The organism is Formosa sediminum (assembly GCF_007197735.1).
Classification (GTDB): domain Bacteria; phylum Bacteroidota; class Bacteroidia; order Flavobacteriales; family Flavobacteriaceae; genus Formosa; species Formosa sediminum.
On sequence record NZ_CP041637.1, the window covers coordinates 3669999 to 3685734 of the forward strand.

The 15736-nt window shown below is 31.8% G+C and carries 18 protein-coding genes; 9 read left to right on the forward strand and 9 right to left on the reverse strand.

The window, feature by feature from the left end:
* Nucleotides 1-28: 28 nt before the first annotated feature.
* On the reverse strand, nucleotides 29-490 hold the full coding sequence (locus tag FNB79_RS16135) for an Lrp/AsnC family transcriptional regulator (protein ID WP_143382339.1): 462 nt from the start codon (nucleotides 488-490) through the stop codon (nucleotides 29-31).
* A 149-nt stretch (nucleotides 491-639) separates the two neighbouring features.
* On the opposite strand from FNB79_RS16135, the gene FNB79_RS16140 reads away from it, so the two are divergent.
* Nucleotides 640-1773, forward strand: a complete 1134-nt coding sequence (locus tag FNB79_RS16140) for a histidine decarboxylase (RefSeq protein ID WP_143382340.1) — start codon at nucleotides 640-642, stop codon at nucleotides 1771-1773.
* Between the two features lie 72 nt (nucleotides 1774-1845).
* Here FNB79_RS16140 and FNB79_RS16145 read toward each other — a convergent pair whose 3' ends face one another.
* From FNB79_RS16145 to FNB79_RS16155, 3 genes are all read right to left on the reverse strand, one after another.
* On the reverse strand, nucleotides 1846-2184 hold the full coding sequence (locus FNB79_RS16145; RefSeq protein ID WP_143382341.1) for a DUF4870 domain-containing protein: 339 nt from the start codon (nucleotides 2182-2184) through the stop codon (nucleotides 1846-1848).
* Nucleotides 2185-2254: 70 nt separating this feature from the next.
* A complete protein-coding gene (locus tag FNB79_RS16150; RefSeq protein WP_143382342.1) occupies nucleotides 2255-2668 on the reverse strand; it encodes a YeeE/YedE family protein in 414 nt (137 codons plus the stop codon).
* A gap of 4 nt (nucleotides 2669-2672) precedes the next feature.
* Nucleotides 2673-3227 carry a YeeE/YedE family protein gene (locus tag FNB79_RS16155; RefSeq protein ID WP_143382343.1) on the reverse strand — a complete coding sequence of 185 codons (555 nt, stop codon included), beginning with the start codon at nucleotides 3225-3227 and terminating at the stop codon, nucleotides 2673-2675.
* Nucleotides 3228-3411: 184 nt separating this feature from the next.
* Here FNB79_RS16155 and FNB79_RS16160 point away from each other — a divergent pair, with 184 nt between their 5' ends.
* Nucleotides 3412-4755 (forward strand): serine hydrolase domain-containing protein, encoded by a 1344-nt coding sequence (locus tag FNB79_RS16160; RefSeq protein WP_143382344.1) that lies wholly within the window; start codon nucleotides 3412-3414, stop codon nucleotides 4753-4755.
* A 51-nt stretch (nucleotides 4756-4806) separates the two neighbouring features.
* Here FNB79_RS16160 and ribH read toward each other — a convergent pair whose 3' ends face one another.
* Nucleotides 4807-5292 carry a 6,7-dimethyl-8-ribityllumazine synthase gene (ribH, locus tag FNB79_RS16165; RefSeq protein ID WP_143382345.1) on the reverse strand — a complete coding sequence of 162 codons (486 nt, stop codon included), beginning with the start codon at nucleotides 5290-5292 and terminating at the stop codon, nucleotides 4807-4809.
* Nucleotide 5293: 1 nt separating this feature from the next.
* Nucleotides 5294-6085, reverse strand: a complete 792-nt coding sequence (locus tag FNB79_RS16170) for a YfgM family protein (RefSeq protein ID WP_143382346.1) — start codon at nucleotides 6083-6085, stop codon at nucleotides 5294-5296.
* A gap of 129 nt (nucleotides 6086-6214) precedes the next feature.
* Here FNB79_RS16170 and recF point away from each other — a divergent pair, with 129 nt between their 5' ends.
* Genes recF through FNB79_RS16185 form a run of 3 tightly spaced genes read left to right on the forward strand, consistent with a single transcriptional unit; the run spans nucleotide 6215 to nucleotide 8025 of the window.
* Nucleotides 6215-7300, forward strand: coding sequence for a DNA replication/repair protein RecF (gene recF, locus FNB79_RS16175; protein ID WP_143382347.1), 1086 nt, complete (start codon nucleotides 6215-6217; stop codon nucleotides 7298-7300).
* A gap of 12 nt (nucleotides 7301-7312) precedes the next feature.
* The gene (locus FNB79_RS16180) at nucleotides 7313-7726 is read left to right on the forward strand and encodes a lipocalin family protein (RefSeq protein ID WP_143382348.1); all 414 of its coding nucleotides are present in this window, start codon (nucleotides 7313-7315) and stop codon (nucleotides 7724-7726) included.
* A gap of 2 nt (nucleotides 7727-7728) precedes the next feature.
* Nucleotides 7729-8025: a DUF721 domain-containing protein gene (locus FNB79_RS16185; protein ID WP_143382349.1), complete on the forward strand. Its 297-nt coding sequence runs from the start codon at nucleotides 7729-7731 to the stop codon at nucleotides 8023-8025.
* Between the two features lie 105 nt (nucleotides 8026-8130).
* Here the strand turns inward: FNB79_RS16185 and FNB79_RS16190 are convergent, their stop codons facing one another.
* Entirely contained in the window at nucleotides 8131-8868 is a 738-nt protein-coding gene (locus tag FNB79_RS16190; RefSeq protein WP_143382350.1) for a porin family protein, read from the reverse strand.
* Between the two features lie 203 nt (nucleotides 8869-9071).
* On the opposite strand from FNB79_RS16190, the gene FNB79_RS16195 reads away from it, so the two are divergent.
* The gene (locus FNB79_RS16195; RefSeq protein ID WP_143382351.1) at nucleotides 9072-9866 is read left to right on the forward strand and encodes a gluconate 5-dehydrogenase; all 795 of its coding nucleotides are present in this window, start codon (nucleotides 9072-9074) and stop codon (nucleotides 9864-9866) included.
* 95 nt (nucleotides 9867-9961) lie between these two features.
* Here FNB79_RS16195 and FNB79_RS16200 read toward each other — a convergent pair whose 3' ends face one another.
* Entirely contained in the window at nucleotides 9962-11023 is a 1062-nt protein-coding gene (locus FNB79_RS16200; protein WP_143382352.1) for an endonuclease, read from the reverse strand.
* A gap of 431 nt (nucleotides 11024-11454) precedes the next feature.
* Between FNB79_RS16200 and FNB79_RS16205 the strand changes: the two genes are divergently transcribed.
* The 3 genes from FNB79_RS16205 to FNB79_RS16215 are packed head-to-tail and all read left to right on the forward strand — an operon-like array spanning nucleotide 11455 to nucleotide 13832.
* A complete protein-coding gene (locus tag FNB79_RS16205; RefSeq protein ID WP_143382353.1) occupies nucleotides 11455-12405 on the forward strand; it encodes an SDR family oxidoreductase in 951 nt (316 codons plus the stop codon).
* A 9-nt stretch (nucleotides 12406-12414) separates the two neighbouring features.
* Nucleotides 12415-13326 carry a helix-turn-helix domain-containing protein gene (locus FNB79_RS16210; RefSeq protein WP_143382354.1) on the forward strand — a complete coding sequence of 304 codons (912 nt, stop codon included), beginning with the start codon at nucleotides 12415-12417 and terminating at the stop codon, nucleotides 13324-13326.
* Between the two features lie 2 nt (nucleotides 13327-13328).
* A complete protein-coding gene (locus FNB79_RS16215; protein ID WP_143382355.1) occupies nucleotides 13329-13832 on the forward strand; it encodes a hypothetical protein in 504 nt (167 codons plus the stop codon).
* 257 nt (nucleotides 13833-14089) lie between these two features.
* Here the strand turns inward: FNB79_RS16215 and FNB79_RS16220 are convergent, their stop codons facing one another.
* Nucleotides 14090-15727 carry a GH39 family glycosyl hydrolase gene (locus tag FNB79_RS16220; RefSeq protein WP_143382356.1) on the reverse strand — a complete coding sequence of 546 codons (1638 nt, stop codon included), beginning with the start codon at nucleotides 15725-15727 and terminating at the stop codon, nucleotides 14090-14092.
* Nucleotides 15728-15736: the final 9 nt, after the last annotated feature.

The following is a 15736-nucleotide window of genomic DNA, read 5'->3' on the forward strand; positions in this document are numbered from 1 at the left end:
TAACAGTTAAATAAAGTCATGTAAAAATTTACATGACTTTATTTTTTCCATCCTTTATGTTCTTTATAACAAAAGAACTCTGTATGTGAGACACAATTGTCATTTTAGAAAATCGTTTTAAAATAAATTCCTGATACTCATTCATATCATTTAATAAAATTTTCAGCAACACATCGTAAGTTCCTGCAATATAATTGGCTTCAATAACATCCTCTAACGTATTTACATAAGCTTCAAACTTACGGAAAGGTTCATCTTGGTGCGTTGTTAAAGTTACTTGGCAATAAACAATTAATGTTTTGCCCAATTTACTATAATCTATAATCGCTGTATAACCGTGTATGACACCAGACGATTCTAGCTTTTTAATACGTTCATGAACGGGCGTTATAGATAAATTTACTCCTTCTGCAAGTTGTTTTATAGACTGTTTACTGTCTTTTTGCAAAGCTTCAATCAGCTTAAAATCTATGGCATCTAGCTTTATCATGGTAATAATTTCTAAAAGTGAATTGTTTTACGAAGCAAAAAGTAATAATTTCTACACAAATAAAATATTTAAGTATAATTTTTCAAAAAAACTTTAATTGATAAAATATTTTAATAATAACTTATCTTTGTATAAGAAATAATTTGAACATGAACACACCAGAAATACAAGCCGTTTACGATAGAATTAAAGCACATTCTGAATCTTTTTTAGGATATCCCGTTGCTAAAGATTTCTCGTATCATGAATACGCACCGTTCCTAGATATTTGTATTAATAATGTTGGTGATCCAGAAAATCCTTCAACCTTTGCAATAGACACCAAAGACATTGAACAAAAATGTATTGCCTTCTTTGCAGATATGCTATCTAGCAATACCAAAGATGTATGGGGTTATATTACTAATGGTGGTACAGAAGGTAATTTGTATGGTTTATATGTTGCCAGAGAAAGCTTTCCTAATGCTATGGTATATTACAGTGAAAGCACACACTATAGCGTAAAGAAGAATTTACATTTACTAAATATTCCTAATATCGTTATTCGTTCTCAAAAAAATGGAGAAATGGATTACGAAGATTTAGATCAAACAATTTCATACCGCCGCGACAAACCCGCTATTTTCTTTTTAAATATTGGGACTACAATGACTGAAGCAATAGACAAAATAGATGAAATAAAACGTATTATAAAAAAATACGCGATTAAAGATTATTACATTCATTGCGATGCAGCATTTTTAGGTACAATTGCACCATATATCGATCCGAAACCAAAATTTGATTTTGCTGAAGGTATTGACAGTATTTCAATATCAGGACATAAATTTATAGGAAGTCCTATTCCTTGCGGAGCTGTTTTAGTGAAACGCAAGCACAGAGATCGAATTGCAAATTCTGTGTCTTATGTTGGTACTATGGATACAACTATTACTGGTTCTAGAAACGGATTAACCCCTTTATTTATTTGGGACTTTATACAGAAACATGACCACCAAGGTTTAAAAGCTCGTGTTACAGCCTCTCAAGAAGTAGCAGCCTATACAGAGCATAAATTAAATTTATTAGGGATGAATGCTTGGAGAAACAACGACGGTTTAACAGTTGTTTTCCAAAAGCCAAGTGATGCCTTATGTAAAAAATATCAAATGGCTTCGGAAGAAACCATTGCACACATTATATGTGTTCCTGGAGTGACATTTAGCAAAGTAGATGCTTTTCTTGAAGATTTAAAAATTGAATTAGTCCAAAAATCTTCAAGTGTAGAAGCCCTACATGTGTAACCTAAACACACTTCAAAACATAAAAAAAGCGCCCATGAAAATGGACGCTTTTTGTTTTTATCTCTAAAATTTTTAACTAATAAAATTGAAAGATAAAGGATATGTTGGAGATTCTCCGTTACTTACTTTAATTGCATTTAGTATTGGAAATACTATACTTACTATACCTAATATTATAAAGCCTAAAAGCCCTAATCCAAAAAGTAAAATTAGTGGCACACAGATAATACAGTAGATCACTAAACTTATCTGAAAATTTAAAATTTTCTTACCTTCATTGTCCATCCCAATAACTTTTTCTTTTTGTGTAATCCAAAGTACTAAAGGAATTAATAAACTTCCAAAACCTAAAGCTAATGTGGCTAACTGGCTTAAATGTGTAAGAACTAAAAGTTGTTTATCTTCTCTCATGATTGTATTAATTTTGATTTGATTGATACCTATAAGACGATAAAACCTTAATTTTGTTACACTTTACATATTAATGTGGCAACTTATCTTTTAAAAGGCCGTATACAAATGTACCTAATACAGCAGATAATAATAAAATAAGTATAGGCACAAACCCAGCACCAACCAATACAAAAATAGGTCCAGGACAAGCACCGGCTAAGGCCCAACCTAACCCAAAAATTATTCCGCCAATAAGATATCTTGGCACCGATTTTTCTTTATCTTCTATTACAATAGGTTGCCCGTCGATATCTTTAATTTTAAATTTTTTAATAATTTGCACAAACAAAATCCCAAACGCTAATGCTGTTCCTATAATTCCATACATATGGAACGATTCAAATCGAAACATTTCGTAAATACGAAACCATGAGGCGGCTTCAGATTTATACATAATCACTCCAAAAACTAATCCTAATAATATATAAATTATTTTTTTCATCATTTTAAAATATAAAAGGGAATAATACATGAACCATAAACAACCCACCAATAAAGAAACCTACTACAGCAATTAAAGACGGTAATTGTAAATTACTTAACCCAGAGATGGCATGTCCAGACGTACAACCTCCGGCATATCTTGCACCAAACCCAATAAAAAAACCTCCAACAATTAAAATCGCCCATGTTTTTGCATTAGATAATGCTGCCATAGAAAATAGTTCATAGGGTAAATAGCCGTTTTTAGAAGATATATTTAAATCCTGCAAAGCCAATTTAGTAGATTCGCTAAGATCCGGCATGGTGTTAACAGACAAATAATGAGATGCTATAAAACCTCCTAATATAGCACCTATAACTACAAATAAATTCCAACTCTCTTTTTTCCAATTATAGTTAAAAAAGGAATTAACTTTTCCGCCACCACACATGCTACAAAATGTGCGTAAGTTAGAAGACATCCCAAAACGTTTTCCTAAAAGCAAAAGCCCAAACATAAGTAGTGCAATCAAAAAGCCTGATATAAACCAAGGCCAAGGTTGAAATATAAAATCCATATACTAACTTTAATTTTATATCGGATAATACTATCCGATTTCAACTTACAAATATACTTTATAGTCTAAATTTAAATGTAACCTAAGTTACACCTTTTTTTAAACGTTTAGTTTGAGTTGGCTTTGTAAAAAAATTAGAAGTATTACTAAAATGAAATTATTAACTTGTATTCAAATTTTTTATATGAAAAAGATTCTCAAAGGTATTGGTTTACTTTTCCTAATAGGCATAGTTGTAACTATATATTTAAACTACCCAAAGCTAAACTTTATAACCGGATTTGCTTCTAAAAGCGTATGTTCTTGTACTTTTGTGGCCAATAGAAGTTTAGCGTCTATAGAACGAGGAGACAACGATTTCTCTCCTATTAATTTAGCCACTAATACCATCGATTTTAAAAACCAATCTGTAACATCAACCGTTTTTGGTTTAAAGGCACGAACAGCTATTTATAAAGCAGGATTAGGCTGTATTTTAATTCCTGAAGACTCTGACCATACCTTACTTAATGTTAAACCAAAACGAGATAAATCATCTAAAAACCTACCTTTTCCCTATGGTGATTTACCCCAAAAAGATACTGTATTTACAAATGTAGATTATAGTGTACTTAATCAAGCAGTACAACATGCCTTCGATCTTAATCACGAAAAATTAAAACGTACACGAGCTGTTTTAGTAGTATATAAAGACCATATTATAGCAGAACAATATGCAGATGGTTTTAATAAGGATACAAAAATTTTAGGTTGGTCTATGACCAAAAGTATTACAAGTGCAATTGTTGGTATTTTAGAAAAACAAGGTCGCGTATCCCGAAATCAATCGCATTTATTTAAAGCTTGGGAAAATGATAAACGTGCAACTATCACTTTAAATAATCTTTTACAAATGAATAGTGGTTTAGCTTGGGAAGAAGATTATAATAACATTTCTGATGTCACTAAAATGCTTTTTTTAAGAGAAGATATGCCTAAAATCCCTTTAGAAAAACCACTGGAAGGTACTCCAAATAAAAATTGGAGCTATTCTTCTGGTACCACTAATTTAATTTCTGGTTTTATTAGAAATCAGTTTAAAACCAATCAAGACTATTTAGATTTTTGGTATGCTGCATTAATTGATAAAATAGGTATGCATTCAATGACTTTAGAAACCGATTTAAAAGGTCACTTTGTAGGATCTTCTTACGGATGGGCAACAGCCAGAGATTGGAGTAAATTTGGACTGTTATATTTACACAATGGCCTTTGGAATGGAGAGCAAATATTAACTAAGGATTGGGTAGAATATACTAAAACACCTACCCCTACTTCTAACGGCATTTATGGTGCTCAATTTTGGTTAAATGCCGGTGGGCGCTATCCACATGTACCTAAAGATTTATTTTCGTGCAACGGCTATCAAGGGCAGCAAATAAGTATAATCCCTTCTAAAGATATTGTTATTGTACGTTTTGGATTGGTAGAAGACCCTAAATTTAGTTTTAATACATTTCTATCCGAAATTCTTTCTGCAATAAACTAAAAAACTCTCAACGAAAGTTGAGAGTTTTAAATATTTTAAAGTTTTATAACACTAAGCATTACTACGTAATTCTGCCATTTTTATAGCTGCTATAGCTGCTTCTGTACCTTTATTCCCATGAATACCTCCAGAACGATCTATAGACTGTTGTATATTATTATCTGTTAATACACAGAAAATAACAGGGACATCGTGTATCACATTTAAGTCTTTAATCCCTTGTGTTACGCCTTCACAAACAAAATCGAAATGTTTAGTCTCACCCTGAATTACACTACCTATTGCAATTACAGCATCTACCATTTGTTCTTGCATTTTTTTACAACCGTAAATCAATTCAAAACTTCCTGGCACATTCCAATGTTTAATATTTTCAGGATCTACTCCGTTTTCAATTAAGGTATGATATGCCCCTTTAAAAAGGCCGTCTGTAATGGTATCATTCCATTCAGAAACAACAATCCCAAACCGATAGTTACTCGCGTCTGGGATTGTTGTTTTATCGTAATCTGATAAATTTTTATTAGCTGTTGCCATCTTATTTATTTGCTAACACTTGCGCCTTACCAATAAATACATCTACTGTTGATGCTTCTGTAGAACTTGGATAGTCATTTTTAATAGTTTCAAAATAACCTAAAGCTTCATCTGCCTTACCTAATTCTAAAGCAATCAAACCAGATTTATTTAAATACATAGGCGTAGTAAATTCATTTGTTTTTAAATTCGCCGCTTGCTTATAATAATCTAAAGCATCTTCTAATTGATTTAACTGTACAAAAGCATCTCCAATTGCACCTTTTGCTAAAGGTCCTAATGCTTCATCATCTGCAGAGAAATCACTTAAATATTCTATTGCGTTTTTATAATCTTTTAAATTTAAGTAAGCCATACCTGCATAATACTCTGCTAAATTAGCAGCAGGTGTTCCGCTGTGGTTTTCAATGATATCTAACATACCATATTTACCTTCACCACCATTTAATGCTAAAGTATAAAGTGAATCTTTTTCTGTTCCGTTAACTGCCTGGTTAAAATAAATTTTAGCTTGAGACATATCATTCATTGCTTCACTTTCTTTAGGTTGTGCAACAAATTCGTTGTACCCTAAATAGCCTAACACAACAGCAGCAACTACACCAATTATAATAAAGATGTATTTTTGATTTTCAGCTACCCAGTCTTCTGTTTTAGAAGCTGTTTCGTCTAACGTATTAAAAACTTCAGCAGTCGTTGAATGCTCTTCAACATTGTCAAAATTTTCTATATCGTTTTCTACCTCTTCTGGTTTAGTAGAAGGTTTGTAACCTCTCTTTTTATAAGTTGCCATAAATTCTATATTAATCGGCGCAAAAATAAAATATTTCTGCAGAAATAAAAGGTTATTTATTTGTTATTTTTCAATAATTTGCAAGACTTTATAATCAAAGCTTTAAATTACGCGCACACATTTTTTTTTATGATCTTAAAATCCTTATCTCTAATAAATTACAAAAATTTTGAAAGTGAATCTTTTGAATTCGACAACAAAATTAATTGTTTTGTAGGACAAAATGGAGTTGGGAAAACAAACATATTAGACGCAATTTATCATTTATCTTTCGGAAAAAGCTATTTCAACCCTATTGCATCACAAAATATTAAACATGATGAAGACTTTTTTGTAGTGCAAGGCGATTTTGAAAAGAACGAACAACCCGAAAAAATTGTAGTCAGTTTAAAAAACGGACAAAAAAAAGTTATTAAACGTAATGCTAAAGCTTACGATAAATTTAGTGATCATATTGGTTTTATCCCTTTAGTAATGATTTCTCCAGCAGATCGTGATTTAATTATTGAAGGTAGTGAAACTCGACGCAAATTTATGGATAGCGTAATCTCACAAAGCGACAAAAATTATTTAAACGACTTAATTAATTACAATAAAACGGTATCCCAACGCAACGCTTTATTAAAATATTTTGCACTTAATAACACCTTTAATGCAACAACTTTGGATGTCTATAATTCTCAATTAAATGATTTAGGCACTTCTATTTTTGAAAAACGTAAAGCATTTTTAGATGTTTTTATTCCCATATTTAAATCGCGACATAAGGTTATAAGTAACAACCAAGAGCCCGTAGATTTAAATTACAAAAGCGATTTATTTAAAGGAGATTTAAAAACGCTTTTAGAACAGAATTTAAATAAAGATCGAGCGGTACAGTATACTTCTACTGGTATACATAAAGACGATTTATTGTTTGAAATAGATGGGCATCCTATAAAAAAATTTGGAAGTCAAGGACAACAAAAATCATTTTTAATTGCATTAAAGTTAGCTCAATTCGATTTTATCAAAGGTTTAAGTGGCGTAAATCCTATTTTGTTATTAGATGATATTTTTGACAAGTTAGACGAACAACGTGTAGGGCAAATTATTAAATTAGTAAACGACTCTAATTTCGGACAGTTATTTATAAGCGATACCCATGCAGACCGTACAGAACATGCTATAAAACAAGTACATCAATCATATCAAATTTTCAATATCGGCGCATAAAACATTTATTATATGAAACATTATTTTGCCCTCTTTTGCTTAATTATTTTAAGCAGTTGCTCGAACACCACTAATATTGATGTCTCTAATTTAAATGGATATTGGGAAATTGAGGAAGTCATACAATCAGACGGGACATCTCATGTCTACAAAATCAATGAGACTATAGATTATATTGAAATTAATGATAGTTTAACGGGTTATAGGCAAAAAATGAAAACCGATGCAGATAACAATTACACTCCGGTTACTAATAAAGAACAAATAAAGATTATTACAGAAAATGATAGCTTAAAAATACAATATCACACCCCGTTTTCTGAGTGGAAAGAAACCATTTTAGAATTGAATAACGATAAGTTAAAAGTCGTAAACACACTAAAAAACGTATATATTTACAAACGATATATTCCTTTAAATTTATAACTATGGCTAAACGCAACAACGAAAACCTAAGCATATCAGACGTTTTAAAAGAATTTGTAGAAACTAATAAATTAGATCGCGGTTTAGACAAGGTTAATGTACGTGATGCTTGGACAAAACTTATGGGAAACGGTGTAAACAATTACACTACAGCCATAAGTTTAGAACGCGATACGCTATATGTACAATTAAGTTCTAGTGTATTACGAGAAGAATTAAGTTACGGAAAATCTAAAATTGTAACTATGCTTAATGAAGAATTAGGTAAAGAGTTAGTGCATAAAATTGTATTAAGATAAATAGCAGCTTAACAATACAACACAAAGAAGGGACATTTCAAATTATAGAAATGTCCCTTCTTTGCGTGATAAAACACACTAAAACCTAATATCTTATTTTAGTATTTACTTATTAATTGGTTTTAGGTTTTTTGATGCAAGTTCGTCTGTAAGAAATGGTAAACTCACATGTAAAGCAACATAATTGCTTTTATTATCTCCAGAAGCAAAATCATTTTTTAATACATCTGTAAATCCTTGATAGTATCTTAAATTTAAGATAATCCCTCTGCCTTTATGTGCAGATTTAAGATAATATCCAACGTTAGCAATAACACCATAATCTGTTTTATTTACAAATTTACTTGTGTTTTGTACCAGCTCACCTTCAGGTCCAGAATATGTAGATTCTGACTTTCCAAAAAATGAAACTTGCGGACTTAATCCAAATCTGAAATTAGAATCGCTTAGTTGATACGAAAACAACACGTGAATATCTGTATAATTTAATCGCATTTTAGCAGAAGTATCGCTGTATAAACTATTTAAGTAAGCATCATCAGAAATTAAATTAGTATGCTTTAATATTACCGTTCTTTTAGAAAGAAAATAAACCGTAGGGCTTACATACCAATTTTCTGATAGTTTAAGGTTTCCTGCAATTCCAAAATTTATACCATTTTGTATTTTTAAATCGTCTACATTTGAGAAACTGTTAAAAGGCACTCCCACCTCCATACTTAGATTAAATTTTTCTGAGGCTACTTTATCCCCGAAAATCATTGCCAGAATAGCAGCTTGCGCAGTTGTTAACTGAGGTATCGCAAAAAGTAAATAAAAAATAAAAGCTGAATACTTTTTCATTTGATTGGTTAATTTATTGATTACATATTTTAGGCTAGCAAGGTAATAAAATAAAAGATTGTCTTAACAAAATGTTAAGACTCTACAACAATTTTAAATATGTATATTACAACTTGTATTTTATACATGTTTTTAATAGTTTATGTCTATTATAAAATGTAAACACAGTCAGTTAAAAGAAATAATCAAAAAAATAATATTCAATGAGTTTAGATTTATTTAATGTAGAAAACAAAATTGCTTTAATTACTGGTAGCACACATGGTCTAGGTTTAGCGATGGCCAAAGGTTTAGGTCTGGCAGGGGCAACGATTATTATAAATGGTAATTCGTCTCAAGACAAAATTGATAAAGCAGTAGCCGAATGTAAAGCCGAAGGCATTAATGCAATAGGCTACAAATTTAATGTTGCAGATGAAACCGAAGTTATTGATGCTATTTCTAAAATAGAAACCGAAGTTGGTGCAATAGATATTTTAATTAACAACGCTGGAATTATAAAACGTACTCCTCTTATAGATATGGAAGTTAGCGATTTTAAGGCTGTAGTAAATATAGATTTAGTTAGTCCGTTTATAGTTTCTAAACATGCGGTTAAAAATATGATTTCTCGCAACCAAGGGAAAATTATCAACATCTGTTCTATGATGAGCGAATTAGGACGCAATAACGTAGGTGCATATGCAGCAGCTAAAGGTGGATTAAAAATGTTAACTCAGAATATGGCTACGGAATGGGCAAAACATAATATTCAAGTTAATGGTATTGGTCCGGGGTATTTTGCAACCTCGCAAACAGCTCCTATTCGTGTAGACGGCCATCCATTTAACGACTTTATTATTAGCAGAACACCAGCTGCTCGTTGGGGAAATCCAGAAGATTTACAAGGAGCAACTATTTTTTTAAGTTCTAAAGCTAGTGATTTTGTTAATGGACATGTACTGTATGTAGATGGTGGTATATTAGCAACGATTGGTAAACCTGCCAATGAAGGTTAATCTATTAAACACAAAATAATATACCATAAAAAAGTCTGAATTAAGATTATAACAATCCCTATTCAGACTTTTTTACGCTTTAATAATTCAGCCAATTACTTCTTCACAATTTTATAATTATAATTGTTGGCATTAACATTAATTTTTAAAATATAAATACCTTTAGTTCTTTCAGTTAAATCAATTTTATCTGTTGTTGTTGCAGACATTACGCGTTGTCCCAATATATTATAAAGCTGATAGTGTATTTTGGATTGCGTGGTATTTTGAATATATACATATCCTGTTGTAATTGTAGGATATATTTTAAAATCTGAAACTTCAACCTGATTTACACTCAACGTATTCCAAGTATCAGTAGCTTCAGGACCATTCCAAATTAAAGTTGCCAAATAGGGATTATCTACAAACGGATTTCTATTACCTTGAATACTTTCAAATTCCGTATTTCTATTACGTTCTACTTCAGAAACGGGATCTTCTGCATTCCATTTTAAAAACACGTCTGGCATATCTCCATAGTCTGAATACACAGCGTTCCCGGATCCAACATTTACAGGTAAACATCGGGTTGGATACCGCAAGTACATATACATAATTATTCTTGCCACATCACCTTTCCATTCATCGCCAGGATAAAAAAGGCCGTCAGCAGTTACTGAAGCATTCCCCGTACCATCTGCAAACTTACGATTACTTCTTAAAGAATTCATCTCTGTATCTGCAGGACGTAAATTATAAACATCTGTTCCTGCTCCTGGGTATGAAGTATCTAAATTGGGGTTTGCTAAAGACTTTGGAAACACATGTTCTCTATTCCATTTCCCTGTACATTCAGTAACATGACAGGTTAAATCTTTATCTCGAGTTCTATTAAACATGGTTACAGTACTTGTTTGATTATAACCATAAAACAAAAGTACATCCTCTAAATTATCAGGATCTAAATCACTCGTTTTTAACGCATCCCAAGTATCTAAGGTACTAGATGTGTATGGTATATATGTAGTATGTGTTGTAGAAATTAATTCGGCTAACTCGGTCTTTAACTCCTCTCCTGTTTTAGTAAAATCGATAGAGTTATAATATTCTGGTGTTTGAGCAAAACTTAATGTTGATATTAATAAAAGAAATAAAAATTGTAATTGTTTAACCATATGATTTAAGAGAGATTATTCTATATAAAAGCGTTACACTAATAGCTATCGTAAAGTTTACTACAACTATTTTTAGGTTTTCAAAAATAGAATTTTAAAATGAAAATAAAAGAAATACATCATGCTTATTAGTATGAATTTAAATACTTACTCTTTAGTATTTTTGGTATTCCTATTAAAATAAAAAAAGCTTTCTACCTCTAACTTTCCATGCCAAATTTGGCATGGTAATCGTATAAAAAACCTATAAATCGTAATGCTTCATCGTCCGATACTGCAATGTTTCCTAAGGTTTGATACCCTCATCTCAAACCCAAACACTAATCTATGATACTAAAATATATACAACATCTGAAAATTTGTATAAGCTAATCAGTCAACATAATTCACACCTTTGCTTAAAATTTTTCATTCTAAAACAGCAGATAAAAATGAAGGCAAATCAATTTGGCAAAGACGGTTGGACACCCAACAGAATTAAAAACCTTAAAGGCAAAACATTTGTGATAACAGGTACGACTAGCGGAACAGGTTATGAAGCAGCAAAAATATTACTATCTAAAAATGCAACAGTAGTAATGCTTAACAGAAAGCCTAAAAAAGCAGAAGACTCAATTAAAATATTACAGCAAGAACTAGGAAACCATATAGACGTTATTGCTATAAAAATGGATTTAGAAGTACAAGCTTCTGTTAAAAAAGCTGCTGAAGAAGTTTTAAAAACAGTCTCTCAAATAGACGCGCTTATTTGCAACGCAGCAATTGCTCAAGTACCTAATCAAACACTTACGGTAGATGGTTGGGAAAGTCAAATGGGAACGAATTACTACGGAAACTGGACATTACAAGCTTTATTGTTTCCTCTTATTGAAAAATCTAAAGGACGAATTGTAACTGTAGGCAGTTTGGGATATGATATGGGAATTAAAACCATCAAATTTGACGATTTGAATTGGGATAAAGATTACACACCTAATAACGCATATAGTCAAAGCAAATTAGCTCAAATTATGTCTATTTATGAATTACAAGACAGATTAAAATTAGTAGAAAAAACAGAAGTTAAAGCATACGCTTGTCACCCAGGGTCTTCCCGAACCAACTTAATAAATACAAGCGGTAGTTTTATGATGAAATTCATTTTTAACCTCATGAAATTATCGCCATTAACGCAATCTGCAGAAAAAGGTGCATATCCGCAATTAATGTGTGCTACAAAACCAAATTTAGACCAAAAAGAATTTTATGGTCCAACTGGTAGAAACTTCTGGACTGGCCCTGTTGGTGCGCACAAACTAGAACCACACGCTAAAGATAAAATAGTGGCTAAAAAACTATGGGAACTTTCAGAAAAAGAAACAGGTATAAAATGGAATATATAAATTTGTATTATGCAACATTTTAAAACATTATCGGCTTACTTAGAGTATTTAGAGTTACCTCGACCAGAGCATCCTATGTTTAGTGTATTCAACTCTAAAGGCGATGGCTATTTACCTTGCCCAAGAGAAAGTTCGCCACCAATTACCAATGATTGCTACTCTATTAGTTTTAAAAAATATGTAGAAGGAAACTTAAACTACGGACGTACAAAATACGATTTTACCAACGGTGCATTAATTTTTATAGCCCCAAGACAAGTACTTCAATGGGATAGTAGTGTCGTTTTTGAACAAAAAGGCTTTTCTATAAATTTTCATGAAGATTTCTTAAAAGGAACCGAGTTAGCCCATCAAATTAAAAAATACGGTTTCTTTTCTTATACCGTAAATGAAGCATTACATCTTTCACCAAAAGAAGAAAAACAAATTGAATCAATCGTTGAGAATATTGAAATTGAATATCAAAACAATCAAGATGAATTTAGCAAAGAGATTATTATTTCCCAACTAAATACCTTATTAAAATACGCCAATCGATTTTATGAAAGACAGTTTTTGAATAGAAAAGAAATATCTAACAATTTGCTAGACCAATTTAATCAATATCTAACTCAATATTTTGAATCTGGACAATTGCAAGAAAAAGGTATACCAAGTATAGAGCAAATAGCAACTCAAATGCAAGTCTCCCAGCGTTACCTAAGTGACACCTTAAAAAAAGAAACTGGCAAAACGACTACTGAACATTTGCAATTACACTTAATAGATGAAGCAAAAAATATATTATTACAACCTAATAAAAGTATATCTGAAATAGCTTACGAGTTAGGATTTGAATATCCGCCCTATTTCTCAAGGTTATTTAAAAAGAAAGAAGGTATAAGTCCAACCGAATATAGAGAAAAATATAAATTGAATTAATTATGGATATATTAAAAACAGCAACAGATTGGGCAGAAGACGAACTATTCTCAACTCCGTTTTTTATACTATTCGGAATCGTATTTGCAGTTGCAAGCCTTGGATTTTGGCAATTCGGAAAAACAGACATTGCAAAAGCATACATAATTCCAACTTTGGTAGCAGGCGTTCTACTAGTAACTATTGGTCTTGGTTTATTTTTCACTAATAAATCAAGAGTTAAAGAGTTTGAAACTGCTTACCACGCTAATAAAGCAGAATTTATTACTACAGAACTTGCACGCGCAGAGAGTATATTAAAAGAATATCAAACCATTGTCTTTAAAGCCATCCCAATAATCATTATTACAGCAGCATTATTAATTATATTTATAAACACTCCTACTTGGCGTGCCATAAGCATTACAACTATTGCTATGATGATTGTTATTTTATTAATAGATGGAACTGCACACGCCAGAATTGAAGCTTATAAAGCACAATTAGAACTAGCAAATAAATCGTAATTATTAAAAAGGATATTCGTTGGTTGATTAAACAACACTTACACAACGATGCTAAAATACTAATTTAAAACACATTATATTAAGACATATAAACATAAACGCACACCTAAAATAAATAAACATCAAATTATTTTTCAAAAAACTTACTCTTAAATTTTATTAGAACAAAAGATAATATATTTATATAATTCAAAAAAGACCACCTTTTAAGATGGTCTTTTTACTAATAAACTACTTTCTATTTATATTAAAATGCATTAATTAATCTGCTCAATCAAGACTAAGCTCCAAGGACTCAATACGCGATCTAGAGTTAACTTTCCATTTTTACCTACTGTAACCAATTCCGTTTTAAGACCTTCGGCAGCTTGTTTCATCACTTTAATTTGCTCACGTGTTGGTGGCTCTGGTTTTCCCATTTGCTCCCAATAATTATAAATATTGCCATGATCCTTATCTAAAGTTTCCAATTTAAATTGCGTACCCGGTTTTAAATCGGTGAGCTCCATTTTTAATTGACGTGATTTACCATTATCATATTTATCTATTTTTTTGATGCTTGAAGGCACCGCATTGTAATGGTCTTCTGGATAATTATACGCTAAAGCTACAATTTTTGCATCACCAGATTTACGACTTACAAATAGATAATCATTTTTAAATAATTTTTCATTACCTAAATGATGTAACATTCTATACGCATGATACGAAGGCTTCACTAAACCTTGATAATTTATCATACCGAACCCCCCATGAAAGATACTTTCTCCGCCGCCTTTTTCTTCAAAAATATCTGTAAAGGTCCAAAACGCTAACGAATTTGTTAACCCAATACAATCTAAGTTCACTTTAGCAATATACGCTGCTGGTGGTAAAAAATCGTGCATGGCATCTCTACTATTCGGACTCGTATTCCATTCGGTTAAATGGATTTCGGCATTTGGGTAAGCACTTTTTTTAATGGTTCTGTTTAACCATTCGATATCGTCTTTTGTAGAATTTACATATCTAGAAAAATCTTTTCCTTTTCCTGTAGTTGGATTAAATGGATAATCTGTAGGATATGGATGCGTCGACACAAAATCTACCGGAAGCTTTTCCTTCTCGCAATATGCTAAAAAGTCTTCTATCCAAGAGCCTTTCCATTCCAGATTGTTAATATTATCTGCGGTAAACGTAATTAAATCTCCATCTCTGCTTTCTACTTCGCCATCGTAACGCCCATCGGCTACAAAATTACTGCTTGATGGTCCGCCTACTTTTAAGCGATTATCTACAGATCTTACTGCCAAAACAGATTGTTTATACAACTCGAAATATTGGGATTTGGTACCATCAAAAAATCCATAATATAAATTTGGTTCGTTCCACACTTCAAAATACCAAGTTAACACCTCATCAATGCCATAACGGTCTACGCAGTGTTGCGTAAAGGCTTTTACTAAATTATGCCATTCGCCATACTTGGATTCATCTGGAGTAATATTGGCTTTCCACCAAAATTGCGTTTTACTATTTTCGGCTGCCAATGGTGTTGGAAAAAATGCCAACTCTACAAACGGACGCACATTTAAATCTAACATTCTATCAAACAAATCGTCTATATATTGCCAATTGTAAGTATACTTTCCATCTTTTTCAAATACAGGAAACATATCGTCGTGAAAAATCCCATGAAATCTCACAAACTCGAATCCGCATTCTTCTTGTACCTTTTCTAACTGCGCTAACCAACCGGCACGTAAACCTTCGTTTGCACGACCTGCTCCTACACTTTTGCTCCAAAAATGTTCAAATTTTTCGCCATTAGCCGTAGCATCTACCCGGACTTGCTTCTGGGCAAAGCCCAATTGAGCCATAAGTGCCACCAGCCCTGTAATAAATAGTTTTTTCATTTTTATATT

Bases quoted from the DNA above. Each gene is read 5' to 3' on its own strand.
- FNB79_RS16205 (WP_143382353.1), top strand. From the start codon at position 11,455: ATGAAGGCAAATCAATTTGGCAAAGACGGTTGGACACCCAACAGAATT.
- FNB79_RS16150 (WP_143382342.1), bottom strand. From the start codon at position 2,668: ATGAAAAAAATAATTTATATATTATTAGGATTAGTTTTTGGAGTGATT.
- FNB79_RS16180 (WP_143382348.1), top strand. From the start codon at position 7,313: ATGAAACATTATTTTGCCCTCTTTTGCTTAATTATTTTAAGCAGTTGC.
- FNB79_RS16155 (WP_143382343.1), bottom strand. From the start codon at position 3,227: ATGGATTTTATATTTCAACCTTGGCCTTGGTTTATATCAGGCTTTTTG.
- FNB79_RS16170 (WP_143382346.1), bottom strand. From the start codon at position 6,085: ATGGCAACTTATAAAAAGAGAGGTTACAAACCTTCTACTAAACCAGAA.
- FNB79_RS16145 (WP_143382341.1), bottom strand. From the start codon at position 2,184: ATGAGAGAAGATAAACAACTTTTAGTTCTTACACATTTAAGCCAGTTA.
- FNB79_RS16135 (WP_143382339.1), bottom strand. From the start codon at position 490: ATGATAAAGCTAGATGCCATAGATTTTAAGCTGATTGAAGCTTTGCAA.
- FNB79_RS16210 (WP_143382354.1), top strand. From the start codon at position 12,415: ATGCAACATTTTAAAACATTATCGGCTTACTTAGAGTATTTAGAGTTA.
- FNB79_RS16195 (WP_143382351.1), top strand. From the start codon at position 9,072: ATGAGTTTAGATTTATTTAATGTAGAAAACAAAATTGCTTTAATTACT.
- FNB79_RS16160 (WP_143382344.1), top strand. From the start codon at position 3,412: ATGAAAAAGATTCTCAAAGGTATTGGTTTACTTTTCCTAATAGGCATA.
- FNB79_RS16215 (WP_143382355.1), top strand. From the start codon at position 13,329: ATGGATATATTAAAAACAGCAACAGATTGGGCAGAAGACGAACTATTC.
- FNB79_RS16185 (WP_143382349.1), top strand. From the start codon at position 7,729: ATGGCTAAACGCAACAACGAAAACCTAAGCATATCAGACGTTTTAAAA.
- ribH (WP_143382345.1), bottom strand. From the start codon at position 5,292: ATGGCAACAGCTAATAAAAATTTATCAGATTACGATAAAACAACAATC.
- FNB79_RS16140 (WP_143382340.1), top strand. From the start codon at position 640: ATGAACACACCAGAAATACAAGCCGTTTACGATAGAATTAAAGCACAT.
- FNB79_RS16220 (WP_143382356.1), bottom strand. From the start codon at position 15,727: ATGAAAAAACTATTTATTACAGGGCTGGTGGCACTTATGGCTCAATTG.
- FNB79_RS16190 (WP_143382350.1), bottom strand. From the start codon at position 8,868: ATGAAAAAGTATTCAGCTTTTATTTTTTATTTACTTTTTGCGATACCT.
- recF (WP_143382347.1), top strand. From the start codon at position 6,215: ATGATCTTAAAATCCTTATCTCTAATAAATTACAAAAATTTTGAAAGT.
- FNB79_RS16200 (WP_143382352.1), bottom strand. From the start codon at position 11,023: ATGGTTAAACAATTACAATTTTTATTTCTTTTATTAATATCAACATTA.